Source organism: Mucilaginibacter aureus (assembly GCF_053514885.1).
This window is the reverse complement of the sequence record NZ_CP170601.1, coordinates 875,321-902,005: the sequence shown is the minus strand read 5'-3', so window position 1 is coordinate 902,005 and position 26,685 is coordinate 875,321. Positions and strand designations below refer to the sequence as shown.

The 26,685-nt window shown below is 44.5% G+C and carries 15 protein-coding genes; 5 read left to right on the top strand and 10 right to left on the bottom strand.

Going from position 1 to position 26,685, the window contains the following annotated elements; genetic code table 11:
* The first annotated feature begins 204 nt into the window (after positions 1–204).
* The 5 genes from ACFGVR_RS03870 (at position 205) to ACFGVR_RS03850 (ending at position 6,084) form a co-directional block, all read left to right on the top strand.
* The gene (locus tag ACFGVR_RS03870) at positions 205–1,020 is read left to right on the top strand and encodes a hypothetical protein (RefSeq protein WP_448701265.1); all 816 of its coding nucleotides are present in this window, start codon (positions 205–207) and stop codon (positions 1,018–1,020) included.
* Between the two features lie 107 nt (positions 1,021–1,127).
* Positions 1,128–2,987 (top strand): outer membrane protein assembly factor BamB family protein, encoded by a 1,860-nt coding sequence (locus ACFGVR_RS03865; RefSeq protein ID WP_448701263.1) that lies wholly within the window; start codon positions 1,128–1,130, stop codon positions 2,985–2,987.
* Positions 2,988–3,080: 93 nt separating this feature from the next.
* Positions 3,081–4,139 (top strand): LacI family DNA-binding transcriptional regulator, encoded by a 1,059-nt coding sequence (locus tag ACFGVR_RS03860; protein WP_448701261.1) that lies wholly within the window; start codon positions 3,081–3,083, stop codon positions 4,137–4,139.
* Positions 4,140–4,355: 216 nt separating this feature from the next.
* Entirely contained in the window at positions 4,356–5,138 is a 783-nt protein-coding gene (locus ACFGVR_RS03855) for an N-acetylmuramoyl-L-alanine amidase (RefSeq protein ID WP_448701259.1), read from the top strand.
* Between the two features lie 73 nt (positions 5,139–5,211).
* On the top strand, positions 5,212–6,084 hold the full coding sequence (locus tag ACFGVR_RS03850) for a DUF6268 family outer membrane beta-barrel protein (protein WP_448701258.1): 873 nt from the start codon (positions 5,212–5,214) through the stop codon (positions 6,082–6,084).
* On the opposite strand, the gene ACFGVR_RS03845 is transcribed toward ACFGVR_RS03850, so the two are convergent.
* From ACFGVR_RS03845 to ACFGVR_RS03800, 10 genes are all read right to left on the bottom strand, one after another.
* Positions 6,079–7,416 carry a TolC family protein gene (locus ACFGVR_RS03845; RefSeq protein ID WP_448701256.1) on the bottom strand — a complete coding sequence of 446 codons (1,338 nt, stop codon included), beginning with the start codon at positions 7,414–7,416 and terminating at the stop codon, positions 6,079–6,081. The genes ACFGVR_RS03850 and ACFGVR_RS03845 overlap by 6 nt on opposite strands.
* A gap of 9 nt (positions 7,417–7,425) precedes the next feature.
* The gene (locus ACFGVR_RS03840; protein ID WP_448701255.1) at positions 7,426–8,103 is read right to left on the bottom strand and encodes an ABC transporter ATP-binding protein; all 678 of its coding nucleotides are present in this window, start codon (positions 8,101–8,103) and stop codon (positions 7,426–7,428) included.
* A gap of 125 nt (positions 8,104–8,228) precedes the next feature.
* Positions 8,229–10,670: an FtsX-like permease family protein gene (locus ACFGVR_RS03835; RefSeq protein WP_448701254.1), complete on the bottom strand. Its 2,442-nt coding sequence runs from the start codon at positions 10,668–10,670 to the stop codon at positions 8,229–8,231.
* Between the two features lie 235 nt (positions 10,671–10,905).
* Positions 10,906–13,272: an ABC transporter permease gene (locus ACFGVR_RS03830; RefSeq protein ID WP_448701253.1), complete on the bottom strand. Its 2,367-nt coding sequence runs from the start codon at positions 13,270–13,272 to the stop codon at positions 10,906–10,908.
* Positions 13,273–13,333: 61 nt separating this feature from the next.
* Entirely contained in the window at positions 13,334–15,808 is a 2,475-nt protein-coding gene (locus tag ACFGVR_RS03825; protein ID WP_448701251.1) for an ABC transporter permease, read from the bottom strand.
* A gap of 114 nt (positions 15,809–15,922) precedes the next feature.
* On the bottom strand, positions 15,923–18,313 hold the full coding sequence (locus ACFGVR_RS03820) for an ABC transporter permease (protein ID WP_448701249.1): 2,391 nt from the start codon (positions 18,311–18,313) through the stop codon (positions 15,923–15,925).
* Between the two features lie 109 nt (positions 18,314–18,422).
* On the bottom strand, positions 18,423–20,846 hold the full coding sequence (locus ACFGVR_RS03815) for an ABC transporter permease (protein ID WP_448701247.1): 2,424 nt from the start codon (positions 20,844–20,846) through the stop codon (positions 18,423–18,425).
* A gap of 96 nt (positions 20,847–20,942) precedes the next feature.
* Positions 20,943–23,348, bottom strand: a complete 2,406-nt coding sequence (locus ACFGVR_RS03810) for an ABC transporter permease (RefSeq protein WP_448701245.1) — start codon at positions 23,346–23,348, stop codon at positions 20,943–20,945.
* A 109-nt stretch (positions 23,349–23,457) separates the two neighbouring features.
* On the bottom strand, positions 23,458–25,869 hold the full coding sequence (locus ACFGVR_RS03805; protein WP_448701243.1) for an ABC transporter permease: 2,412 nt from the start codon (positions 25,867–25,869) through the stop codon (positions 23,458–23,460).
* A 101-nt stretch (positions 25,870–25,970) separates the two neighbouring features.
* The gene (locus ACFGVR_RS03800; protein WP_448701241.1) at positions 25,971–26,648 is read right to left on the bottom strand and encodes an ABC transporter ATP-binding protein; all 678 of its coding nucleotides are present in this window, start codon (positions 26,646–26,648) and stop codon (positions 25,971–25,973) included.
* Between the last annotated feature and the right edge of the window lie 37 nt (positions 26,649–26,685).

The window sequence follows — 26,685 nt, the reverse complement described above, 5'->3', positions numbered from 1 at the left end:
AAAATTTAGATATTTGGGGATAACCGGCGGCGAGCGACGGTGAAAATGATATTGCGAATTTGATAATCGGGCACCGATAAATCATTAAAAAATACCGACAAATACCCACCTTTTTTAATTTTCGATTGCGAAAATGGTAACGTAAGTGTGCATATAAATTTAAGCAGGTGTTGCGTTATATTTGTGCTATCAAAACCTGCCTATATGCCTGCTACAGAACCAGTAATCGGACAATTGGGGAAACACCCCGTTAAAACGGATGTGCGTACCTTGAGCTACACCAATTATATCAAGCCGGATAGTTTGCCTGAAGTACCGCCGGTTTGTAACTGGATAGAGAAAAAGAAATCGCGCTGGGGCGCGATGAAAAACCTGCACCTGCGTAATTGTACCTGTGCTGCAGCCGGCCACCTGATACAATGCTGGACGATGAATACCGGTGAACAAGTACTCTTATCCGACAACAGGATCATCAGGGTATACTCGGCATTAACCGGGTACGATCCTAAAACAGGCGCGAACGATAAAGGAGCTACGGCGCTTGAGTTGCTAAAATACTGGCGCAAAAACAGTTTTAGCGGGCATAAAATTGCTGCCTTTGCCACCGTAAATCATCATACCAAAAAACATGTGAGCCAGGCCATATTTTTGTTCGGTGGTATTTATGTAGGGTTACAATTGCCTAAAACCATCAAGGGTCAAAAGGTTTGGGAACTGTCGCCCGACGGGCCGGTTGGCGATGGCGCACCGGGGTCATACGGCGGACATGCCATATGTGTGCTGGCTTATGATGAGCACGGACTCACCTGCATTACCTGGGGTAAAAAACGAAAAATGACCTGGGATTTTTGGTTTGCTTATGCCGAAGAAGCCTATGCGCTGATATCTGACAACTTTTTGCGCGCCGGCAAAACACCTGCAGGCTTTGACGCCGAAACGCTTCGAAGGGACCTGATGCATATCACACAGCAAAAGATAAGACTGCAACAACAGTTGAATGAAATTGACCCGGAAGCATGATGGATGTGCAGATGTGCGAATGTTTTATGCGGGAGATAGCTATATCCAGCATTTAACATCTTATAATTTTAGTAAATTGCGGTCCCCTGCAGTTGTGTAATATCCCCATGAAAATTAGAGTTCTTTTTTGTTTTGCTGTGCTGTTGCTGACAGCGAAAATTGGTTTTGGGCAATCGTTTAAGTTTGCTTTTGTATCAGACACCCACATCGGCAACGCCACCGCTGCCGAGGATTTGCGCCGCACGGTAAAGGATATCAACAGTCAGCACGATCTGAAATTCGTGGTGATTACCGGCGACATTACCGAGTTTGGCGCTTACGCCGAATTGAAGCTGGCTAAACAGATACTGGATAGCCTGAATATCAGGTGGTATGCTATCCCGGGTAACCATGATTCTAACTGGTCGGAAAGCGGGAGTAACGATTTTAGAAAGATATTTGGCTCCGAAACATTCTCCTTCAATTATGGCGGTTACTTATTTGCGGCGACCAGCTCAGGGCCCAATATGCGCATGGGGCCTGGGCAGGTGCCGCGCGAAAACGTAGTTTGGCTCGAGTCGGTTTTGAAGGCTACCAAGCCCGCAACACCGGTTGTGTACCTCAATCATTACCCGCAGGATTCATCACAAAACAACTGGTATACCGTAATGGATATGCTGAAAAAAAAGAACACGCAACTGATTTTATGCGGACACGGGCATAATAACCACAAATACAATTTTGAAGGTATTCCGGGCATTATGGGCCGTTCAAACTTGCGCGCTAAGGACAGTATTGGCGGGTACAACCTGGTAACTTTTGATGACGGCAAGGTAAGCGTTGAAGAGCGTAACCCGGTAACGCAGAAGACGCGCAAATGGGCCGAGGTAAAATTGTTCGATCATCATTTTGATAAAGACACTACGCATTACTACCGGCCAAACTATGCTATGAACAGCAAACCCGATGCGCCAACGGCTGTATGGACCTACCAGGACGATAGCGATATAGGTGCAGGAATGGGCATAAGCGGCAATAAGCTGATACTGGTTGATACCAAAGGATTGATCTACGCACTGAACAAAGAAACCGGTAAACGTACGTGGGTTTACGCTACCGGCGGTAAAATATATTCGACCCCGGCGGTGAGCGGCGACAGGGTAATTGTGGGTTCGAGCGATAATTTTATTTATTGTTTGAATGCCAATACCGGCAAGTTGCTTTGGAAGGTTGAGGCTTTAAAACCTGTGCTTGGGTCGGCAGTTATCAAAAACAATATGGCGTTTATCGGCGCTTCCGACGGGCACTTCCGTGCGATAAATATCGTCACCGGCAAGCCGGTTTGGGACTTTGACCAGGTAAAAGGCTTTGTGGTTGATAAGCCACTGTTGTATAACGGGCTGGTTTATTTTGGCGATTGGGCAAACGGCCTGTACGCCTTAGACCAGGCTACCGGCAAACAGGTTTGGCAATGGAGCAACGGCTCAAGTAACCGGATGTTTTCGGCAGCGGCCTGTTACCCGGTTGCCGCTAACCGGAGGATATTTATTGTAGCTCCCGATCGTTACATGACCTGCCTTGATGCCGCGACAGGAAAAAAACTGTGGCGCAAGCAAGACCCGAAGATCCGCGTGCGCGAGTCGATGGGCCTTTCGGCAGACAGCGCGGTGGTGTATGTAAAAACCATGGAAGGACAGGTACTGGGCATATCCGCAAAAGCCGATTCGATGCAGATAGCATGGAAAGCGGCCATTCAATTACCTTACGAACTTGACCCATCAGTAATTATAGAAAGTTACGGCAGGGTTTACATACCCTCGCACTCAGGCATTATTCATGTAGTAAATGCCAAAACAGGAGAGCCTTTAGGCGGGTACAAAATATCGAACGGGCTAGTTAACCCGGTACAACCCGATGGAGCCACAGTTTACGTAAGTACTATGGATGGTAAGGTTTGCTGTTTGCGATACCGGGAGAAAAAGGAATAGTGAAAGCTGATATGATGCTTCCGTGTGTATCCTTTAAAAATCTGATTAAAAACGCTTAATTTGCATTAAAGGTTATCTTCCTTATCTTGCAAAATGAGTAGTGAGCAACAAAATCAAGGTTCGATACGGTTGGTAGATATCGCCAAAGCATTGGGGATGTCGGTATCAACCGTGTCGCGTGCTTTGCAGGATAGCCACGAGGTAAGCAGCAAAACCAAAAAGCTGGTTTTAGATTACGCTGCCAAAAACCACTACGTGCCCAACCCGATAGCTAAGGGGCTTAAAATGGGTAAAAGCAAAACCATCGGTGTTGTGGTATCGGCTATCAGCAATAATTTTTTCGGGCAGATCATTGATGGGATTGAGGCGGTTGCCTATGAGCAGGGCTATAACCTGGTGATCTGTCAAACGCTCGAATCGCCCGACAGGGAACTGGTGTTTTTGCAAAATCTGTCGTCGTTTTTGGTGGAAGGGCTCATTATCTCCATGTCGTCGCCATCGCAAAACATCGAATATTTAAGGCAGTTACAATCGCGCGGCGTTAGTATTGTGTTGCTCGACCGCACATCCGACGAGCTGGAGACCTTTAAAGTTAGGTGTGATAATTTTACCGGAGCTTACAATGCTACCACACACCTGATCAGATCAGGCTATACCCAAATTGCGCATATTACCAGTTCAGAAAAACTTTCGGTTACCATTGAGCGGCGCGATGGCTATATCTCGGCTTTACGCGATGCAAGCATACCGGTACGCGACGAGTACATTTGCTTTTGCCGGCAAAGCGGCCGCGACCAGCAGGAGGTAGCTAACCATATAGACAAATTGCTCAACCTGACCGACAAGCCCCAGGCTATCTTTGGTGCATCTGACAGGATAACCATGAAGAGCTTTGAGATCCTGAAAACGCTGAACGTCAGGATACCCGAAGATATTGCCCTGCTGGGGTTTACCAATACCGAGTTCACCAGGATATTCGATCCCTCGCTCACCATCATCAGGCAGCCGGCCTTCGATATGGGTAAAAAGGCGGTAGAACTGATCATCGAAAGCTCGCATTCGCCCTACCCGGTTACCGAATATACCACCAATGTATTTGATGCCGAGTTGATTATCGGTAATTCGACCAATAAGCGGATAGCTAAAGGTTAATTTAATACCTCGTTCACTTGTTCTAAAGGCAAAAAATGCGTATATTACAGGTTGATATAAGTGAATTTTGATTAACAGCAACCGAAGTAACATAAAAAATACCCATAAATACCGATGTGTTATCGGGCTTATTTAGTTAATTAGTATCCCGATAATACCAATGAAATTGATTGAATGAAAAATACCCATTTTTACCTATGTCTTGTTATTCTTGTCATGTTGGCGTCGTGTTCGCCTAAAGGCAAATACTACACTACCAATAAAGTTTATACACACCAGGCAGACTCGTTTGCACGCATGCTGAAACTGGAACAACCTGCTATGCTGACGGATTCGATGGGCATGAGCATTCCTTCGGACTGGGTAGGAACAGTAAACTTTGGTATCCGTAAACCGGCTTATGTGATTATTCACTACACGGCGCAAAACTCGTCGGACGAAACGTTGCGCACTTTTACCCTGAAACGTACCGCTGTTAGCGCGCATTATGTGATTGGCCGTGATGGCAAAGTGTATCACATGGTGAACGATTACCTGCGTGCAAACCAGGCCGGTATAGGTAAATGGGGTAGCGTGATAGATATGAACAGTTGTTCGATAGGTATCGAGCTGGATAACAACGGCGAAGAACCTTTTACCGAACCATTGATCAACAGCCTGATAAGCCTGCTGACCAAACTGAAAAAGGCATACGGTATACCTACCGCTAATTTTATAGGGCATGAGGATTTTGCTCCGAAACGCAAACCTGATCCCGGGCCGCTGTTTCCGTGGAAAAGAATGGCCGAGCATGGCTTTGGCTACTGGAGCGATGATGTGCTTGAACTGGCGCCCGATAACTTTGACCCGGTTATTGCCATGCGCCTGATTGGTTATGATACCAGCGACCTGAACAGCGCCATTGTTGCCTTTAAACGTCACTTTGTACAAAGCGATATCAAAGGTAAATGGACACAGTTGGATCTGAATATCCTGTACAACGTTTACCAGAAATACTAAGTACCTATATATTAGGGATAAACTTGAATTTATATCTGCGCTTGTGTATATTTAGGCACCTAAACTTTACACTATGCGCCTGGTTAAACCGCTGCTGTTAGCGATAACGTTTTGTTATTGTTCTTTCGCGAAAGCTCAAAACGATGATAAACTATCCTACGATTTTTCGTATGGTAAAACTGCAGCCAGCAAAGGCGGGGGCACTTTCATCAGCAACAGCGTCAAACTGCTTTTTCCGGTCAAGCCGGGATTTAGTATCGGTCCGGAATTAAGTTTAGTGAATATCACCGATACGCACTCGCTGTTGGATAGCGCCTCTTACAAAACCATCGGCCTGTCTTTAGGTTATCACACTAAACTGGGTGAAAAGACGATCATGTCCATCCATGCTGAACCTTTGCTGGCATCTGATCTGGATGATATTTCGGCCGAGGACTGGCGCTTTAGATCAGAAGTGCTGTTCTTGTTTCCAACAAGCAAAAAGTTTGCCCTGGGTTTTGGCCTGGGTTATCAGTACCAGTTTAGCGGCAGCCAGTTATTGCCCATAATTACCATGATCTGGCACATAAATGATAACATTACAGTAAACGGGCCATTGCCATTGGCGCCACGACTTGATTTTAAGCTGACCGACAAATGGACACTCGGCGCTGGTTTTAAAAGCGATTATGGATCATACAGGCTGTCGGCGGCCAAATACCAAAGCCGGTATGCGCAATACCGCAATTCCAACATCGGTATCAACCTACAATACAAACCCGTTGGTAAGTTAACCCTCGGTGGTTTTCTGGGCATAGGCAGCCGCAAGATCGATATTTACAAAAAAGATCAAACCGTACCCTTGCGCATTTATGGCTGGAATATTGGCGGGGGCAGTTATACGCCATATTTTACCCAAAAATATAGCGGCCTGGCCTTAAATTGTAGCCTGGTCTATAAGCTATAGCGATAACCTGCCCTGGTAATAATCCAGTATTTTGGTGCGGATGAGGTAATCGTACCGGCTGCTGATGAGGCTTGTTTTAGCCCTGTCGAGATTGCCTTTCACGATCAGGAAATCGACAGAAGTAAGCACACCCGCATTGAAGCGAATCTCGGCAATGCGGAACGATTCTGCGAAAGCGTCAACCTGTTCAACCAGCAGTTTATAACGGTCGAAAGCAGCAACCATGTTCACATAAGCCTGGTCGATATTTTCGCGAAGCTGGATACGTGTATTTTGCTCGATATATTGCGTGTTCAGCAGATCAAGCTTAGCTAACTTTACCCGGTTACGGTTTTGAAAGTAGTTGAGGATAGGCACATTGATCCCTACGCCAAACGAGGTGCCGTAATTGTTTTGCAACTGGTTTACATAGCTGGTATTGGTGCCGCCGTTAGCTGTGCTTGAGTAATTGGTGCCTAAGTTTCCGCCTAACGAAACCGATGGTATCAAAGCGCCCTTAGCTACCTGCACACCTTTTTCGGCACTTTGGCGGCGCAGTTCGGCTGCCTTTACATAAGCCAGATCGGTAAGCGCTTTACTGTAGATCTGGTCGGCAGTTTCGTTGTACTGCGTGGGTAACTGATCGGCCAGCTGACGCTGTATCCTCACGTTTTTGTTGTAAGGCACGTTCATGAGTTGCAGCAGGGTTAGTTTGGCAATATCGAGGGTACTTTTGGCATTTACGGCGTTCAGTTTATCGGCAGCAGCCTGGCCTTTCAGATCGTAATAGGCAGATGGCAGTACGGCGCCATCCTTATTCAAAACGGCCTGGCGCTCTTCCTGCTTTTGCGATACGGCCGACTGGGTATAGGCCTGGGTAAGCTGGTCTTCGGCATTAAGTACCTGCAGGTAAGAAGCGATGATATTGAGGGTTAGGTTATCCTTAGCCTGCTGGAAATCCATCTTGCCTGCCTGGTATGCCAGAGATGTTTGCTTTACCGCGTTTTGGAGCGTTAACCCGCTTGACAGTGTAAGGCTGCTGTTAAGCGCATAGGTTGCCGAAGTGAACTGATTGGTAACGTACTGGTTGGTTGATGGGTTGAGGCTGCGGCCATCGCTGATGCTGTGATCAACCGAGCCGTTAAAACTGGGCAGCATGTTTTCGCGGGCCTGCTGGTAGCTGATGCGGTTACGTTCTAACTGGATCTCACTTTGTTTAACCACCAGGTTGTTTTTGATGGCAATATCCAGGCATTGCTGCAGGGTTAGCACAGTATCGGGCGTTTGTGCAGATCCTGTATTGACGTTTAGCAGGATGAAGAATACAGGGAGTATATATTTCAGGTATTTCATGCTTGTAACTCAAATATTGCGCGATGATTCGATCTTACCATCGAGCAGGTTGATGATACGGGAGCCAAACTCGGCGTTCTTTTCTGAGTGAGTAACCTGTATAATGGTTACGCCGTCTTCCTTATTCAGCTTACGGAAAAGCTCCATAATATCCTCACCTTGTTTAGAGTTGAGGTTGCCTGTAGGTTCATCGGCCAGCAGCAATTTGGGTTTGGTGATCAATGCGCGGGCAATGCCAACCAGTTGCTGCTGCCCGCCCGAAAGCTGCGCCGGGAAAAGATCTTTTTTACCAACGATCTGAAAACGGTCGAGGATATCAGCAACAAGTGCCTTGCGTTCGCTGCTTTTAACATCCTGGTAAATGAGCGGGGTTTCTATGTTTTCGTAAACCGTTAGCTCGTCAATGAGGTGATAGGCCTGAAAAACAAAGCCGATATTACTTTTGTATAAAGCCGTGCGTTGTTTTTCTTTTAATTGGTGCACAGGTTCGCCTAAAAAGTAATGGTAACCTTCGGAAGGTTCGTCGAGCAGGCCGATAATGTTGAGTAAAGTTGACTTACCCGAGCCCGAAGGACCCATGATTGAGACAAATTCGCCGGCATCAATATCCAGATCGATCTTGTTGAGCACATAAGTTTTAGCACCGCCTACATTGTAGTACTTTGAAATATTTTTGAGTGAGAGCATTTTATTGTTATTGGTTATTGAGTTGCTAAGTTATTGGTTATTGGTTGGTCCATGGTCAATAGTCCATGGACCATAATATATTTCTCTGATTTTATAGCCATGGATTATTCATCAAATAGATTTCTTCACTCGTTCTTCAAACTATTTACCGGGTTAGCAATAGCCGCTTTAACGGTTTGAAAGCTCAGTGTTGCCAGCGCTATCAGGATCATCAGAGCTCCGCTTAACGCGAAGATCCACCAATTGATGCTGGTACGGTAGGCAAAGTTTTGCAGCCATTTATTCATGGCATACCAGGCTACCGGTAAAGCAATAATAAATGACATTAGTACCAGTTTGATAAAATCAGTTGACAGGATAGCTACCAGATTTGCTACCGATGCGCCCAATACCTTGCGGATACCGATCTCTTTGGTGCGAAGATTAGTAGTATAGATCACCAAACCTAATAATCCCAGGCAACTGATGAAGATGGCCAGTCCGGTTGCCCAGGTCAGCAAGCTCGATATTTGTTGTTCGCTATGGTAAAAGCCTTCTATTCTCTTATCGTAAAAGTCGTAATCAAAATCCTCTTCAGGGTAAATGTCTTTATAAGCTTTACCTATTTTGTCGATGGTGTTTTTCCAGGCTGTGCCATCTGCATTTTCTGGACCCAGGGCAACGTGTAGCTCATAACTGTTGCTGCTCGCACCTGTAAACATCAGCGGCCTTATTTCGCTGTGTAACGACTCCTGGTTAAAATCGCGCATTACGCCAACTATGGGTAGTTTCACACCGCTCCAATCCAACGTTTTACCTACTGCATCGGTGGCGTTTTTAAAGCCGATCATATGGGCGTAGGTTTCATTTACAATAACCTCTTTAACTGTATCGCTTTCGTGCGTGTTAGTACCGGCCAGCAATTTAAGGTGGTAAAGTTTCAGATAGTTAGGGTCGCCATATTTGAATTGTACATCAAGTTGAATTTCTTTTTTGCCATCCTTATAGCTCACCTGCCCCGAATTTGCACCCATAGTTGCCGGTGGATTGCCGCCAAGACTAACCAGTTCAATACCGGGTATGCTTTTCAGCTTATTTAATAATACAAAGCGGCTGTTAAGCTGCTTGCTGAATGGGGTGCTTAAAGTAATGATCGCATCCTTCTTAAAGCCAAGGTCCTTATTTAAGGTATAATGTATTTGCTTGGCCACTAAAAACGTACCCATAATAAAAAACTGGGCGATCAAAAACTGGAATATAGTCAACGATTTTCTGATCCATACCCGGCGGGTTTTACCGGTATTGGCATAGGCCTGGTTTTTTAATACCAGTATAGGGTTGTATCGCGATAGTACCCACGATGGATAGAAACCCGATAATACGCTTACTGTAACAACCAATAGGATCATAAACATGATTAGGTCGGGCTGGTGCAGCAGGTTAAAATGCAGGTCTTTAGGTATAAAGCCTGAAAATATGCTGAGCAATACCGGCGCCAGTATAATTGATAAAATGGTAGCCAGTAGGGTTATCAAAAAGGTTTCGCTTAAAAATTGCAAAATAAGTTGAGCTTTGGTACTGCCCATTGTTTTGCGGATACCGATCTCTTTTGCCCGTTGCGACGCGTGAGCGGTAGACAGGTTGATGAAGTTGATGCTGCCTAATAACAACAAAAATGCTGCTACGATGAGTAGCCCGTACAGGGTTGGCTTGTTGGCAAGGCGGCCATTATAATTCCGGTAGTCGGCATTAAAATGCACATCGCTTAAAGGCTGTAAATTAAACGCCGATTCAAAACCTTTGTGCTTTTTAACATATTTGGTATTGATACCCGCTAACTGTTTTTCAATTTGTTGTTTGGTTATACCCGGGTTTAGCTTAACATACAATTGCGATGAGCCGTTCGTCATTCCCCAGTTACCCCAACTGTAGTTCTTTTTTAAACCGGTGGCAGGAATGGTTGATAGTGAAATAAAATCATGAAAGATGAAATCGGTATTGCGGCTCAATGTTTTTACTACGCCGGTAACAGTGGTAGCTACGCTATCGTAAATCACCTGCCGGCCTATAACCTGGTCGGCACGCAGATCGGGGAAATAAAGTTTGGCGCTTTTTTCAGTTAAAACCACTTTCAGCGGGTCGTTCAGCGCAGTGTTTGCCGAACCGGCTATCCACTCGTAGGGTATCAGTTTAAAGTAATTAACATCGGCAAAAATAATATCGCCCTGGTTTTTTAAAACCAAAGGCTGTTTGGTATTACCAGGTATAATAACCTTTGTTTCCGAATTATGCTGGTGAAAAGCCGAAACTAAACTAATGCCCGATAGCTCATTGCGTACAGCCTCGCCAACAGGGGCAGGTACGCCGCTGTTATGATATGGATTACCCGAAAATTTCATATCGGATACCACACGGTAAATACGGGCATTATCGTTTTCAAACTTATCGAAGGTGAAATCGTAATGCACTATCAGATAGATCACCATGGATGCGCTGATACCTATGGCCAGGCCCAATATGTTGATCAGCGTAAATACTTTGAATCGCATCAGGCTGCGCCAGGCAGTTTTAAAGTAGTTCTTCAGCATAACAATATTGCAATTTAAGCAATTGGCTATAATAATGTACCAAACATTTATTTAATTGATTATCAGTTTATTGACGTGAAAATATTACAAATAAAGCGTTCGGTATTGCAACAGCAACCGTCCGGTTTTGATACACATGGGGAGAAGTCCGAAAGACGGTAGTCGGAAAGTCCGAAAGACAAGAAACGGATTGGAGCTACTTCCAGACTTTCGGTCTTTCTGACTTGCAGACTTTTTACTCGCTTCTCAAACTTTCAACCGGATTGGCCAGTGCCGCTTTTACCGATTGGATACTGATGGTTAAAATTGCGATGAGCAACGCGCCAAATCCTGCCAAAGCAAATACCCACCAATGGATATCGACACGGTATGCAAAGCTTTGCAGCCACTTGTTCATGGCCCACCACGCCAGGGGCGAAGCAATTAGCAGCGATATCAATACCAGTTGTAAAAAGTCTTTTGATAGCATCAGGTTGATCTGGCTAACTGTAGCGCCCAGTACTTTACGGATTCCGATCTCTTTGGTGCGCTGCAAGGTAACCAGCGAAATAAGGCCCAATAAACCCAGCGAACTGATGAATATAGCTACAAAGGCCGAGCTCCAGATCAGCTTTTGCTGCAGGCTTTCTTTTTTGTATAACGATGCTATTTCGTCGTCAACAAACTGGTAACTAAAAAGCTGGGCAGGTAAAATACGTTGATATTGATTTTGTAACGCGCTTAACGCAGATGAAGTCTGGTTCCCGGTAAGCTTAATGGCCACAGCGTTTTGCAGATAATTGTTTTCGAGTATTACGGATGGCTCGATAGGCTCTAATAACGATTTGATGTTAAAATCTTTTACCACGCCTACAATAACACCTTTAACATCACCGGCTAACAGGGTTTGACCGATCACCTCGTTCGGGTTTTTAAAATGGAGCATGGTGGCCATTTTTTCGTTGATCAAAAACTCGGGTGTTGGTTGCTTATTGCGGATGCTGCGGCCGGCAACCAACGTCAAACCAAATGTGCGGCAATAAGCCGAATCGCCGATGGCAAAACGCGCCGGCCATTTTTCCCAGTCGCGGTTGGCAAACTTAACCGTTGCCCCGCGCTGGCTGTCGCTTGCCGGTGGTTTATTGCAAAAGCTGAAGGAACTTACCTGGGATATTGCTTTCAAACTTTGGCTCAATTGCTCCTTTTGCGTATCTGTGGCTTCGCCTAATGGTACCATAACTACGGCATTGCGGTCAAAACCAAAATCGGTGTTCTTTAAAAAGCGCACCTGCATCACAATAATAATAGTACCTGCTATTAAGGCTTGTGCTACCGTATTTTGCAATATGATCAGCACTTTACGGCCTGCGCTGGCCTTCAAATTCCAGGCGTTGTTTTTCAAAGCTTTAAACACACTTAGCCTGCTTAACAACATTGCGGGGTATACACCTGCCGCCAGGGTAATAAATACCAGCATAACGGCCAGAAACAGGTAAAGGCTTTGACTTGATAAAATGTGCAAAGGGTTTTCGGTGAACAATAGGTTGTTAGCTGCTGGCATAAAAAACACTACCAGCATAGTTGCAATCACTATCGCCATTACTGCGGTAAGCAGCGATTCTGTCATAAACTGCATAAATAACTGCATGGATGAGCCGCCCAACACTTTGCGCGTACCGATCTCCACACTGCGCCGCGCCTGCTGTGCAATGGTCATGTTGATATAGTTGATCACCGCGATGATCAGAATAAGCGCACCTATTAAAGCCAGTGTTACCAGTAACGATTGTTGTACCACGCCGCCATAATGTGCATCAAAATGCATTTCGGTTAAGGGTAATAGCTTAAAAGTAAAAACCTTGCTGCCAAATTTCTTTTCGCCTAATTGTGTGAGGCTTTTTTCTATGGCCTCTTTCTGGCGGGCATCTTTTAACGATACGTAGGCGGCATTTGTCGAGTTGATCCAGCCCAGATCGGTGTAAAAACCTTTATCAATGCCTGTAAGTATATTATCCAGCGAAGCAAATGAGATATAAATTTCTGATCGGAGATCACTGTTGAAAGGAGCATCGGCAATAAGCCCAACCACTTTAACCTGTTGATTTTTGATGGTCAATATCCGGCCTATGGGATTGGCATCACCAAAGTATTTGTTGGCTTGTTTTTGTGTTAATGCAACGGTGTTGGGTTCATCCAATTGTTTCGGATTGCCCGCAAGCCAATGGTATTTAAATAGTGTAAACCAATCCGAACTGATAAACGCAATGTTTTTTTCTTCTTTAAACCGTCGTTTGGCATCGCCATCCACATCAATGATCAGACTTTGCTTTTCGATCGCAAAGGCCGACCGGTCAACCTGCGGCATATTATTTCGCAAAATTTTGAACATGGCCACCGATGCACCTTTTTCATATTCGGTTTTTTGCAGGTGCAGTTCGTTAACCAGCCTGAAGGTATTGCCCACACGCTGGTGATACCTGTCGAAACTTAAATGAAAACTAATATACAGGTAAATAAACAGGCAGCAGGTGATGGCCAAAGCCAAACCAGCAATGTTAATGGCCGTATAAAACTTGCGCTTAAATATATTGCGCCAGGCTATTTTGATGTAGTTTCTGAACATGGTATTGAGTTAAGTTATTGGTTCATCATGTTTATTTACTCAGTACTGACTACTTACCCGATCACTCGCTCTTCAAGCTTTTAACCGGGTTAGCTATCGCTGCTTTTATTGATTGAAAGCTGATGGTTACTAAAGTTATAGCCATGGTTAATACCGATGCCAGGATAAAGATCCACCAGCTGATATTGGTGCGGTAGACAAAGTCCTGTAACCATTTATTCATAGCAAACCACGCGACCGGGAAAGCCAGTAGCGACGCTATCAATACCAGTTTTACGAATTCGCGCGAGAGCATGGCGACTACATTTTGCACCGATGCACCCAGTACTTTACGGATGCCTATCTCCTTGGTGCGGCGCTCAGCTGTAAACATCGCCAAACCAAGCAGGCCCATACAGGCCACCGCTACCGATAAGGCGGTAAATACGGTCAGTACTTTACCCATTGTTTGATCTGAACGGTACAGCGAATCAAATTCGGCATCCATAAAACTATAATCAAATGGGAGCGAGGGCGCAAATTGCCTCCACTTATTTTGGATGCTGCTGAGTGTTTCGGCATAGTTACCGGGCCTTATCCTCACTGTTAAGTACGATGAACGGATGTTATATGTTTTTGATGTGGTGTAAAACAAAGCGTAAGGCGCAATGCTGTTTCTAAATGATGTGGTATTGAAATCCTTGAGCACACCAATAACCGTAAATTTTTGATCGTTATTGCCGGGGTAGGTAATGGTTTTGCCGATGGGATTTTTCCAGCCTATTTGTTTTACCGCGGTTTCGTTTAACAGTACCGATGCCGAATCGTTGAATTTTTGCGAGAAAGTCCTGCCGCTTAATAATTTCATGCCAAGGGTTGGCACAAAAGCTTCGTCGACCATAAATGATGAAAGATCGATATTGGTTTCGGCGCCGGTTGTATTTGCCCGGTCGGTTTCTGGCTTGTACGTATCCCCAAATGAGTTTTCGGCAGGTAGCCCGGTCGATATAGAAGCATTGGCAACCTGTGGGAGTTTAATAAGTTCATGCCGCAGGCTTTCCTGGCTCGTGCCAAGCCGGCCCACGTTAGGCAGGATAACAATGTTTTCCTTGTTAAAACCGAGATCCTGTGTCTTGCTATACATCAATTGCTTATAAACTACAATGGTGCAGATTACCAGTACCGTTGATACCCAAAACTGAAATATCACCAACCCATTGCGGATTAAGCCCGAGCCTTTGCCCTTAAGCAGATTAGTACCTTTTAAAATATTTACCGGGTTAAATGATGTCATGAAAAATGCCGGATAACTCCCTGCAAATGCGCCCGTAACCAAAGCAAACAGTAAAATGCCGATAATGTATTTAGCATTCAATAAAGTACCGGCCGTAAGCGCCCGGTTTGATAACTGGTTAAAGGCAGGTAGCATCAGTACAACCAAGGCTGTTGCAATTACCACAGCCAACAAGCTATATAATATAGCCTCAGTAATAAATTGCTTGATCAACTGTGCTTTTAACGATCCTAATACTTTACGGATACCTACCTCCCGGCTCCGCTTGGTTGACTGCGCGGTAGACAGGTTCATGAAATTAACGCAGGCCAGTATCATAATGAACAAACCGATGACTGCAAAAATATAGACGTATTTGATATCGCTTTGCTCAAAGTACCGTGTGCCAATATTTACCGAATGCAGATGTTGATCGGCTATCGGTTGTAGCTTTAAATCCCAACGGCCGCCTTTTCTTTTAAACTCATCATACGGCTGCCCGACACGTTTAAACGCGCTGGCTGCTTCAATGGCCACCATTGCCGGGAATTTGCTTTCCAGCCTTGCTATGCTTGCCGCGTCAGCAGGCACGTTTGGTTTAAGCTTAACGTAAGTGCCCATCTGCAGCCATACCCAGCTCCAGGTAAAATGCGCTACCGACCGGAAGCTTGCAGTGTTGCGCAGTATATCGAATTGCAGTGATGATTGCTGTGAGATATCTTTTAACACGGCAGTAACCACAAACGGTGTTTGATCTTCGTCGAACACCAATGTTTTGCCGATAGGCGATTCCTCACCAAAATATTTTTTAGCCGCTTTTTGAGTTAGCACCAGCGAGTTAACCTGGTTAAAGCAGGTAGCGGCATTGCCTGTAACTAAGGGGTAGCTAAAAAACTTGAGGAAGTTGGAATCGACAACCAGCATCGATTTTTCCGTCAGGGATTTTTTTTGCCCGTTAGCTTCGTAATGCACAATTTCATCGCCGGGTAACAGTATGCGCGTATAGCTCTCAATTTCCGGAAAGCTTTTCATCAGCGCGGCTCCGGCAGGCGGCGGGGTATGCCCGATAATGCCCTCATCGTTACCCATTTTAGTATCCAGGTTTACGCGGTAGATCCGATCGGCATCTTTAAAAAAACGATCGTAGCTTAACTCGTTTTTAATGTACAAACCAATAAGCAATACGCAGGCAAAACCAATTGCCAAACCGCTTACATTGATCATGCTGATCACCTTGTTACGAACAAGGTTACGCCAGGCTATTTTGATGTAGTTCCTTAACATGCTTAACTTAGTTTAGTCCGGAAGACGGAAAGTCCGCAAGTCCGGAAGTTTTTTATATAAATTAATTATCAGATGTAGTCTTTCTTTCGGACTTTCCGACTAAAGACTTCCGGACTACTCGGATCTCAAACTCTTTACCGGGTTGGCCAGCGCCGCGCTAATGGCCTGGAAACTGATGGTTAAAAGTGTAATAGCCATGGCCGTTACCGACGCAACAACAAACACCAACGGCCCTATGCTGATGCGGTAATCATATTTCTGCAGCCAATCATGTAAAAAGTAATAAGCTATAGGCGATGCGATGAGGCAACTAATGCCTACCAGCACAATAAAATCGGTTGAAAGCAGCAGCCATACCTGGGTTATGGTAGCGCCCAAAACTTTACGAATACCGATCTCTTTGGTACGTTGCTCGGCAACATAAGCGGCTAAGCCAAATAAACCCAGGCAGGATATAAAGATGGCCAGCCCTGCAAAAATACCTGCAAGTTTACCCACCAATACTTCGAGGTTAAATTTCTGTGCGTATTCGCTATCGGCAAAAAGATAGCTGAACGGGTAAGCCGGGTTATATTTATCAAATATCTTTCCGATCCTGGCAATAGCGTCATGAGGGTCAACATTTGAAGACAGGCGGTACATTGCCCGGTTGCCCCAGCGGCCATGCGCAAATATGGCCGGTTCAACAGGTGTAAACGGCGAGCCCATCAGGGCATCTTTAACAATGCCGATTATCTTCACCCTGCCATTGCTGTGGTTGTTCCATTGTATTTCTTTACCAATCGGGTCCTTTAGCCCCATGCGTTTTATGGCGGCCTCGTTTAATATCACATGATCGGTATCTGGTTCAAATTTTGGAGCAAAATCATGCCCTTCAACCAGTTGCATGCCCAGCGTTTTAAAATAAGTTTCGGAGCCGTAAATGGTCACTATATTAACCGATTCTTCACCTGCGTTTTTGCCGGGCCAATTATCCAGAGAAGTATGGGCATAAATTTCGGTTACGGGTGCTGATGCGCGGGTTACGTTTTCAACCAATCCGCTTTGCATCAGGTCGTTATTTAAAGCATCATAGTTTTTGTTCAGATCATCGCTCAGGTCGCTGATCACCACTCTATCGGCACTGTAGCCGGTAGGCCTGGTTTTGGCGTGCTGTATTTGCTGATAAACAATAACGGTACTAATAATGAGTGCAATAGAGCAGCTAAACTGAACCACCACCAAAACCTTCCTTGGAAGCGTAGCCGCCCGGCCTAATTGTATGCTGCCTTTTAATACCTTAACGGGATTGAATGATGACAAATAAAATGCCGGGCGGCTACCCGCCAGTAAACCTGTTATTAGTACATAGCTTAACATAATAGCCCAGAAGGTCGGACTCCAGTAAGGGATGCCCACCCAGCCATCGGTCAGGTCGTTGAAAAATGGTATGGCTAATTGCACCAGTATAAGTGATAATACAAAAGCCATAAACGTAATGAGCAGTGACTCGGTTAAAAACTGAAAAATGAGGTCACTGCGTTGCGAGCCAATAGCTTTGCGTACCCCTACTTCACGGGCGCGTTTTTCTGATCGGGCGGTCGACAGGTTCATAAAGTTGATACAGGCAATCAGCAATACCAAAATACCGATGAGGCTGAACATGTGTACATAATCGATAAAGCCGCCTGATACCTTGCCGTTCTTAAAGTCGGACCGCAGGTGCCAGTCTTTAAGCGGGTGAAGCATCAGCTGGGGTTTGGCCGGACGCATCCTTTCACTGTTTTTTGATACGATATCTTTAATCTTGGGTGCAAGCTCGGCCAGGCTGGCATTAGGCTGCAGCATCACCAATACCTGGTACGAGTTGTCGGTCCAGCTGGTGCGCGAGTTTTTCATCCATTCGTTGCTTTTAATCAGGTATTCGAACGGAAAGATATACTGGAACTGAAATGAGGAGATGTTAGCGGGTATATCTTTCAGAATACCGGTAACTTTAAGATTGTTCCGGGTATCGATCTTAATCATTTTACCCATCGGATCAGTATTGCCAAATAAAGCTTTGGCTGTCGATTCGGTTAAAACGATAGAGTAAGGATCAGTTAATACCGAGGCAGCATTACCTTTGATAAGCGGAAACTGAAACATCTTCAAAAAATCGGGGCCAACCCCAATACCGTTAATATAAAGCTTTTTATCACCAACCAGAAGGTCGTGCTTGTCATTCCAGTCTAACTCGGATACATACTTTATTTCGGGATAATCTTTTTTTAGTGCCGCAGCTACCGGTAACGACATTGCGTCCTGGGTATGCGTGCCATCGTGGATACTGGTAAAACTAATTTTTACATGGTACAGTTGATCGCCATTAGGCAAAAAGCTATCGTAACTATACTCTTTATACACCCATAAACCAATTAGCAAAGCCACCGCCATGCCGGCAGCCAGGCCAACAATATTTAATGCGCTGTAAACCTTATTGTTTACTATGTTGCGCCATGCTATTTTGATGTAGTTTCTTAACATAGTTATTGGGTTATTTAGTTATTATGTTATTTCGTCCATGGCCGATAGTCCATAGACCATAGTATTTTAATTTTGGCCATGGACTATCGACCATCGTCTATGGGCTTTCTTATTCACTTCTCAAACTTTTAACCGGGTTGGCTATTGCCGCTTTTATTGATTGAAAGCTTACCGTAACAAATGCGATGATAATAGCGATAGTGCCGGCCATTACAAACATCCACCAACTGATGTTTACACGGTACACAAAATCCTGCAGCCATTTATGCATGGCATACCAGGCTATTGGTGTCGCTATAATGATGGAGATGAAAACCAGCTTTAAAAAATCTTTGGATAACAGTTGAACAATGCCAGTAACGCTTGCGCCCAATACTTTGCGGATGCCTATCTCTTTGTTACGCTGCTCGGCACTGAAGGCTGCCAGGCCAAACAAGCCCAGGCACGAAACAAAGATGGCAATGAGCGTAAACAGGTTAATGATCTGCGAAAGGGTAACTTCTGTTTCGTATTGCTTTTGTACCTCTTCATCCAAAAAACTATAATCAAAAGGTGCCGAGGGGATATCCTTGTGCCATACGGCTTCAATTTTACCGAGCAGTTGTTTATAGTCGCTGCTGCTAACCGATGCTACTATGTTTACAAATTGCGATTCATTGTTGCTGTAAACCAGCATAAAGGGCCTTACTTCAATATGCAGCGAGTTATAGTTAAAATCTTTCATCACACCGGCTACCTCAACAAAAGTTGCGGGGCGGGGCTTGTATTCGGTGTAAAGCCTTGTACCTATAGCCTTTTCTGGATCGAGGCCCAACCTTTTTGCCAGCGTTTGGTTAATGAGCACTTTATTTGTGTCGCCCTGCCTGAAATCACGGCCGTTTAAAATGTGTATGCCGTGGGTTTTTACAAAATATTCGTCGGTAGCTATGTTTTGGGCATCAATAGCTGTGGCCATAGTGCCGCCTGCCGGGAAAACGCCATGATCGTGACCAATGAACTGGCCCATGTAGTTATCGGCTTTGGTTACCGTTTTTACATCGGCCATCTGGCGTAAGTCGTTAGCAAAATTGGCCATTTTGCTTTGGGTATCATTAGTGTAAAAACCAAACACCAGCTTTTGGTTCTGATTAAAGCCTAAATCGCGACTTTTAATGAATGACAGCTGGCTATAGATAATAATAATAACCGAGATAAGCACCACCGCCAGCACAAACTGAAACACCACCAGCGAGCGGCGTATACCTGCCGCCGAAACATGGCTGGTGAAATTACCTTTGATGACCTTAATAGCCTGGAAGGCCGAAAGATAAAACGCCGGATAGCTGCCGGCAATAAAACCGGTTACCAAAATAATACCGGCAAGCATGAGCCAGATGCGGAAGTTGGTTAGGAATGCCCAGCCGATAACTACACCGGTTATGCTGTTTAAATATGGCATTACCACCAACAATAAAGGTAGTGCCAGCAATACCCCGATGAACGATAGCAGGAGCGATTCGCCTAAAAACTGTTTGATGAGATCGAACTTGCCTGCACCGATTACCTTACGAACTCCAACTTCTTTTGCGCGTTTTGAGGCCCTGGCGGTTGACAGGTTCATGAAGTTAATGCAGGCGATGACCTGTATCATGATGCCGATGAGGAGCAGTATATACAAAAAAGAAGGACTTACAGTGGTGTTTTGTTCGGACTCAAAACCCGGCGTGGTGTGTATTGATGCTACGGGCTGCAGATATAGCGTTTTTTGCATCCCCAACTCTTTTAACTGCTGTTCGCCATGCTTATTTAAAAAATCGGGCAGTTTTTTCTCCAGTGCCGAAGCGCTGGCTCCCTGGCGTAGTTTTATATAAGTACTGGTAAAATTATTGCCTGCCCATATCTGGTTACGTAATACGTATTCGCCTATGCCGCCACTGCGCATGGTTACAAACATGCTGGCTTTAATATGGGTTTTACCCAGGCTTTCGTCAATTACACCGGTAACTTTAAAATCGTGCTTGCCATAGCCATTATCTATTGTGATGGTTTTGCCAACCGGTTCATCGGCACCAAAAAGCTTATCGGCTACAGGTTTAAACAACACGATAGAGTAAGGCTCAGTTAAAGCCTTTTGTGGCGAACCGTTTGCGAAATGATAGCTGAACACATCAAAAAAGGTCGAGTCGACATAAAACATATCCTTCTGGTAAAACGACTTTTCTTTATAGCTTAACAAATGCCTGTTTAAGCCCAGCGTACCTACCACCCGGGTATATTGTTTTACTTCGGGAAAATCGGTTTTCAACGCAGGCGCTATAGGCGGCGATACGGTAGTATTTTTATGCTTATCGCCCGAAAGGGTTAAAGTAGTAGTAACGCGATAAGTATCCTGCACATCTTTATGATGCTTATCATAGCTATACTGATCTTGCACATACAACAAAATATAAATGCAGCACATGGCGCCGATGGCCAGACCAACGATATTGATAAAACTGAATGTTTTGTTCTTGAGCAAGAACCTGTACGTGGTTTTTAAATAGTTCTTTAACATGATATTAGTTCATAGTTAATGGTTCATAGATCATAGTTGCCTTGTATAATCACTGTATTTTGCCATGAACCATCAACCATGATCCATAGGCTAACTCTATTCACTCCTTAAACTTTTAACCGGGTTTACCAGTGCTGCCTTAACTGCCTTAAACCCTACGGTTACCCAAGCTATAATAACCGATGCTAATATGGCGATGACAAATACCCATACGCCAATATCAATACGGAAAACAAAATTGCTTAGCCAGCCATGCATAACGTAGTAAGCTACTGGTGCGGCAATTAAAAAGGCGATGATGATCAATAATGTAAACTCTTTTGAAAACAGGTAGATGATATTACCTACACCTGCACCCAGCACTTTGCGTATGCCCACTTCTTTGGTTTTTTGCACTGCCATAAACGATACCAGCCCATACAAACCAAGGCATGATATAAAAATGGCCAGGCCTGCAAATATTTTATATACCAGCGATAACTGGTTTTCCTGGTGATAAAAATTTTGAATATTATCGTCCATAAAGGCGGTTTTTTTAGCGTATTCAGGAAAAAACTTATCCCACTCCTCCTCAATGCTTTTTGATGTTTGTAATAGGTTTGCCGAGTGCAGTTTAACCGAGGCTACACTGTAATACATTTTACGGGTTGATAAAAACAGGGGCTTGATGTTTTCGCGCAGCGAATTGGTTTTAAAATCCTGTACCACGCCTACAATGTTTCTCCATACACCAGTTCCGAGGCGTATTTGTTTGCCGATGGCATCTGCAGGGTTATGTACATTCAGTTTTGCCAGCAGTGTTTGATTAACTACCACTTCGTTTATCGTATCCGACAAGCTATAAGGCCGGCCGGCTAATAGTTTTAAGCCAAAGGTTTTAAAATAATCAGTGTCGGCAAATTTGAGGCTGATGCTATACTTCTCGTCGGGGCGATGATCATAAGAGAAATTAGTTTGCCAGTCGTTATCCGATTGTGGTACATCGCTGCTAAAGGTTACTGATTGTATGCCTGCTAATTGCAGCAACCTTTGTTTAAAAGCTGCTTGCCGCGATATGGCAATACTATCGGTATTGGCATTAATAACCAGTACGGCATCTTTATTAAAACCCAGGTCGGCTTTGCTGATAAAATCCATCTGGCTAACAGCTACTATGGTGCCTATAATTAATACCTGCGATATGGCAAATTGCATAATAACCAGGCCACGCCTTAGCGAAATGCCGCCTACCGTTGCCGAGGTGATCTTGTTTTTTAAAGCCAGCGCTGGGGTAAATCCCGAAAGGACGAGCGAAGGATAAATTCCCGATAAAAAAGTAACCCCGAATATACCGCACACAATAACCAACAAAATATCCATGTTGAATATAGAAAGAGGCTCCTCTATATCCATAATGGTTTTAATATAGGGCAGGCACAGTATCGCGATAAGCAGAGCCAGAACCGACGCTATCAAAACCATCATGCCTGTTTCGCCCATCATTTGCCAAAAGAGTTGCTTGCGGCTGCTGCCTAAAACCTTGCGTACACCAACTTCTTTTGAGCGTGTTACCGCTTGCGCGGTTGATAAATTAACAAAGTTGATGCAGGCCATAATGATGATAAGCAGCCCTATCAATGATAAGGTGAGCAGCTTTGATTTACTGGTAATATGATCACCAAAATTTGCGAAGCGCTTATCGAAGTGGACATCGCTTAAAGGCTGTAAAAAATGCGTGCGCTTGGTATACCGGTGCGCACCGTAATATTTAGTGTTCGATTGTTTTAGCTGCGTTTCAATGCCGGCCTGTGTAACATTAGGCGGCAGCAACATAAATACCTGGTAATTGCTGGTGGTGCCAAACCAGGTTGATTGGTAGCTGTAGGTAGCCGGCACACTTTTTATGCTGATGAATGAGCCTACAATCTTTAGCGGAAAATCGGAATGGCCCGGTACATTATCAATAATTGCCGATACTTTTAAGGTGAGCACGTTATCAACCTTAAGCAGTTTGCCTATGGCTGTTTGCCAGTTGCCAAAGTATTTAATGGCCATATCTTTACTTAGCAAAACAGTATTAGGTTCGGCCAGCACCTTAGCATTACCGGCTAAAAAATTGTACTGAAATACATCAAAAAATTGCGGTTCGGCATAAAACAGGCCTGTGCTCTCGATAAATTTATGATTGCCTTTGCCACCGTTTAAAACCGTTACCTGGCTGCCATATGATGAGAACAGTGCACCGATCTTTACGTTCGGATAATCGGCGCGCAAGGCATCGGCCATAGGGAAGGGTACGCCGGAATTATAGGTCATACCATCCGGAAATTTATCCTGGGTAACCACATGCATGATGCGGTTATAATTGGGCTGAAAAATATCGTAGCTGTTTTCGTATTTCACAACCATATACAATATCAGGCAGCCGGCTATCCCGATAGCTAAACCTGACACGTTAATAACCGAGTAGGCTTTATGCCTGAGCAGGTTGCGCAAAGCTATTTTGATGTAGTTTTTTAACATGGTTATTTAGTTTAGTCCGGAAGACGGAAAGACCGTAAGTCCGAAAGTTTTGTATAGTTATCTCACCCATTGCTCTTGTCTTTCGGACTTGCCGACTTCTGACTCAAGACTACTCACTCTTTAAACTTTTAACCGGGTTGGCCAATGCCGCTTTAACCGATTGAAAACTGATGGTCGCAAATGCGATGAGCATAGCCATCACACCTGATACCACAAACACCCACCAATGTATACTGATACGGTAAGCAAAATCCTGCAGCCAGCTGTTCATACTGTACCAGGCTATTGGTGTGGCAATTATTGCCGATACCAGGATCAGTTTCATAAAATCTTTGGATACCAGGGCTATGATGGATGTGATATTAGCGCCAAGCACCTTGCGGATACCTATCTCTTTAGTACGATGACTGATGACCAATACAGCTATGGCAAACAGGCCCATACATGATATGATGATAGTAAGCATTGCCCCACTGATAAATATTTTTGACAGGCGGCCTTCCTTTTCGTACTGGCGCCCGGTATTTTCATCTAAAAATGAAGGGCTGCTTTCGGCTTTGGCATTAACCTGTTTCCACGTTGAAGTAATTGAGGCCATGGAAGCAGGCAGATTATCGGGACTAACCCGCACAAAAATATAGTTTAGTGGCCAGTGAGGATCAATAAACATGGTAAGCGGCTCTACCTCTTTACGTAACGATTGAAAATTAAAATCTTTAACTACACCTACTACCAGGAACTTTTTGTTATCAACAGCAAACACAGATCCTGCAGTATTTTTGCTGCCCAGCATTTGAGCCATTGTTTGATTGATCACAACCGAAGCAGTATCGGTACCGTAACTTTTTGAAAATTCGCGACCTGATACCATTTGCAGTTGTAATGTTCTTACGTAATCGTAATCAATGCGGCGCCAGTGTGTTTTAATGCTTTTGCCTTTATAATCGAACGTCATTTGCGAGGTTGACGAGCTGTTATCGCGCCCGCGGCCCATGTTCATATCGGTACCGGTAACACTTTGCACACGCGGGTCGGCTGCCAGTTTTACGCGCATTAAATCGAGTGCGCGCTGCGGGTCGATATTACTGCCAACGGGTATGCTTATCACCTGGCTTTTATTATAGCCTAATGATTTGGTGCGTAAAAAGTTAAGCTGTTGCCAGGCTATAGTGGTACAAATAATCAATACGCCTGAGATCACAAACTGCACCACCATTAAGCTGTTGCGCATGTTGTTTGATTTGCCCGTGCTTATTTTGCCTTTTACGGTTTGCGCTATTTTGTACGAGGTCATCATGAGGGCAGGGTAGCCGCCGGCCAATAATGCCACCACAATAAATCCCACAATAAAATAAGCGGGTAACATGCTGTTTGTTAAAGCACTAAGCCTGAGCGGCTGGTTGAAAATTGTTTTGTATTGCGGAAACAACCAATAAGCCAATAACATACCAACCAGTAATGATGCCGTACAGATTATAACCGACTCGGTACAGAACTGAACCAGTATTTGCTTTTTGCTTGCGCCTAAAACCTTGCGCACGCCAATTTCTTTTGCGCGGGTAAACGCACGGCCTAACGATAAATTGATAAAGTTAACTGTAGCGATAAATAAAATAAACACACTGATCACCAGCAGCAGGTAAGGATAAAATTTGCTGGTGCTGTTGTTCATAAGACTGATGGTACTAAAGTGCAGTTCGGTAAGGGGGATTAAACGCAGCCGGTAGTATTCATTCTCACTATCAGGATGGCCGCCGTTGATCTTTGCTTTGGTGATCTTGTCTTTTAAATATTTATGTACAAATAATTTAAGTTTTTGCTCAAACTGTGCCTGGCTTACCTGGTTGGGCAATTGCATAAAAAGGTTATGATTGCTCATATCCCAATCGTTTTTGCCCCCTGCGTAATTAGGAGAATGCTCAAAACGGATCAGCAGATCGAAATCGATGCTTGAGTTTTTGGGCGCATCGGTAATAACCGACGAGATGATGAAATCTTTCCATTCGCTGCCGTTTTTGATCTGGATAACCTTGCCAATAGCATCAGCCTTGCCGAAAATGGATTCGGCAATAGTTTTGGAGATAACAATATTATCGATGTTTTTTAGCGGAGCAACCTTATTCCCTTCAAGAATGGGGAAAGTAAACATCTTAAAAAAGTCGGCGTCAACGGTGCGCACCGAGTAATTGAACTCTTTGTTTTGGTAACGTAAAACACTGCCGCCAAAATCGCCAAAGCGCGACACCAGCAGATCAGGGAATTCTTTTTTTAATGTGGGTGCAAATGGCGCCGACATCGTGGTATTGTTATCATACCCGGTGGCAATATGCTCTTCGCGGTAAAGCTGGTAAATACTGTTTTTGTTTTGATGGAAAGTATCGTACGATAACTCATAAAATGCAGTAATGCTGAGCAGGATAACCGCGCCGAAAGCAACAGCCATACCTGTTATATTAATGCCCGCAAATACCTTATGTTTCCATAAGTTGCGCCATGCTATTTTGATATAGTTTTTTAACATACTGTTATTAGGTTATTGGGATGCTTCACATAAACTCACCCTTGCCCCCCAGCCGGTTACGCGGAAGGGGGGTGGATGCACATTAATTAACTGACCATTTATTATATCATAATATTTTCAACAACCGTCTGTCCATCCAGCAAACGGATGATGCGGTGACTGTAACGGGCATCGTGTTCGGAGTGGGTAACCATAATGATGGTTGTGCCCTGCTCGTTCAAATCGGTTAACAGTTCCATTACCTCGTTACCGTTGCTGCTATCGAGGTTACCGGTAGGCTCATCGGCAAGTATCAGTTTGGGGTTGTTTACCACAGCACGGGCAACCGCCACACGCTGCTGCTGACCGCCTGATAATTGTTGCGGGTAATGATTGCGGCGGTGCATGATCTGCATTTTATCGAGCACCTTTTCAACCCGGCTAACCCGTTCAGATGCCGGCACGCCGGTATAGATCAGCGGAAGCTCCACGTTTTCAAAAACGGTCAGCTCGTCTATCAGGTTAAAACTTTGAAATACAAAACCAATGTTATGCTTGCGCAGATCGGCACGTTTGCGCTCGTTAAAATGCGCTACCTCAATACCATTAAACAGGTAACTGCCGCCATCCGGATCATCCAATAATCCCAGTATGTTTAACAGCGTTGATTTGCCGCAACCTGATGGGCCCATAATGGCAACAAATTCGCCTTCTTTAACCTCTATCGACAGTTTGTTTAAAGCAATGGTTTCGACCTCTTCGGTACGGTAAAATTTTTCGAGTTCAGTAATTTTGATCATAAACCTCCCCAAACCCCTCCTAAAGGAGGGGCTTTTT

Coding starts and splice junctions, on each gene's coding strand:
- ACFGVR_RS03830 (WP_448701253.1), bottom strand. CDS start 13,272: ATGTTCAGAAACTACATCAAAATAGCCTGGCGCAATATATTTAAGCGC.
- ACFGVR_RS03850 (WP_448701258.1), top strand. CDS start 5,212: ATGCGCCTGGTTAAACCGCTGCTGTTAGCGATAACGTTTTGTTATTGT.
- ACFGVR_RS03855 (WP_448701259.1), top strand. CDS start 4,356: ATGTTGGCGTCGTGTTCGCCTAAAGGCAAATACTACACTACCAATAAA.
- ACFGVR_RS03825 (WP_448701251.1), bottom strand. CDS start 15,808: ATGTTAAGGAACTACATCAAAATAGCCTGGCGTAACCTTGTTCGTAAC.
- ACFGVR_RS03840 (WP_448701255.1), bottom strand. CDS start 8,103: ATGCTCTCACTCAAAAATATTTCAAAGTACTACAATGTAGGCGGTGCT.
- ACFGVR_RS03870 (WP_448701265.1), top strand. CDS start 205: ATGCCTGCTACAGAACCAGTAATCGGACAATTGGGGAAACACCCCGTT.
- ACFGVR_RS03820 (WP_448701249.1), bottom strand. CDS start 18,313: ATGTTAAGAAACTACATCAAAATAGCATGGCGCAACATAGTAAACAAT.
- ACFGVR_RS03865 (WP_448701263.1), top strand. CDS start 1,128: ATGAAAATTAGAGTTCTTTTTTGTTTTGCTGTGCTGTTGCTGACAGCG.
- ACFGVR_RS03815 (WP_448701247.1), bottom strand. CDS start 20,846: ATGTTAAAGAACTATTTAAAAACCACGTACAGGTTCTTGCTCAAGAAC.
- ACFGVR_RS03810 (WP_448701245.1), bottom strand. CDS start 23,348: ATGTTAAAAAACTACATCAAAATAGCTTTGCGCAACCTGCTCAGGCAT.
- ACFGVR_RS03835 (WP_448701254.1), bottom strand. CDS start 10,670: ATGCTGAAGAACTACTTTAAAACTGCCTGGCGCAGCCTGATGCGATTC.
- ACFGVR_RS03800 (WP_448701241.1), bottom strand. CDS start 26,648: ATGATCAAAATTACTGAACTCGAAAAATTTTACCGTACCGAAGAGGTC.
- ACFGVR_RS03845 (WP_448701256.1), bottom strand. CDS start 7,416: ATGAAATACCTGAAATATATACTCCCTGTATTCTTCATCCTGCTAAAC.
- ACFGVR_RS03805 (WP_448701243.1), bottom strand. CDS start 25,869: ATGTTAAAAAACTATATCAAAATAGCATGGCGCAACTTATGGAAACAT.
- ACFGVR_RS03860 (WP_448701261.1), top strand. CDS start 3,081: ATGAGTAGTGAGCAACAAAATCAAGGTTCGATACGGTTGGTAGATATC.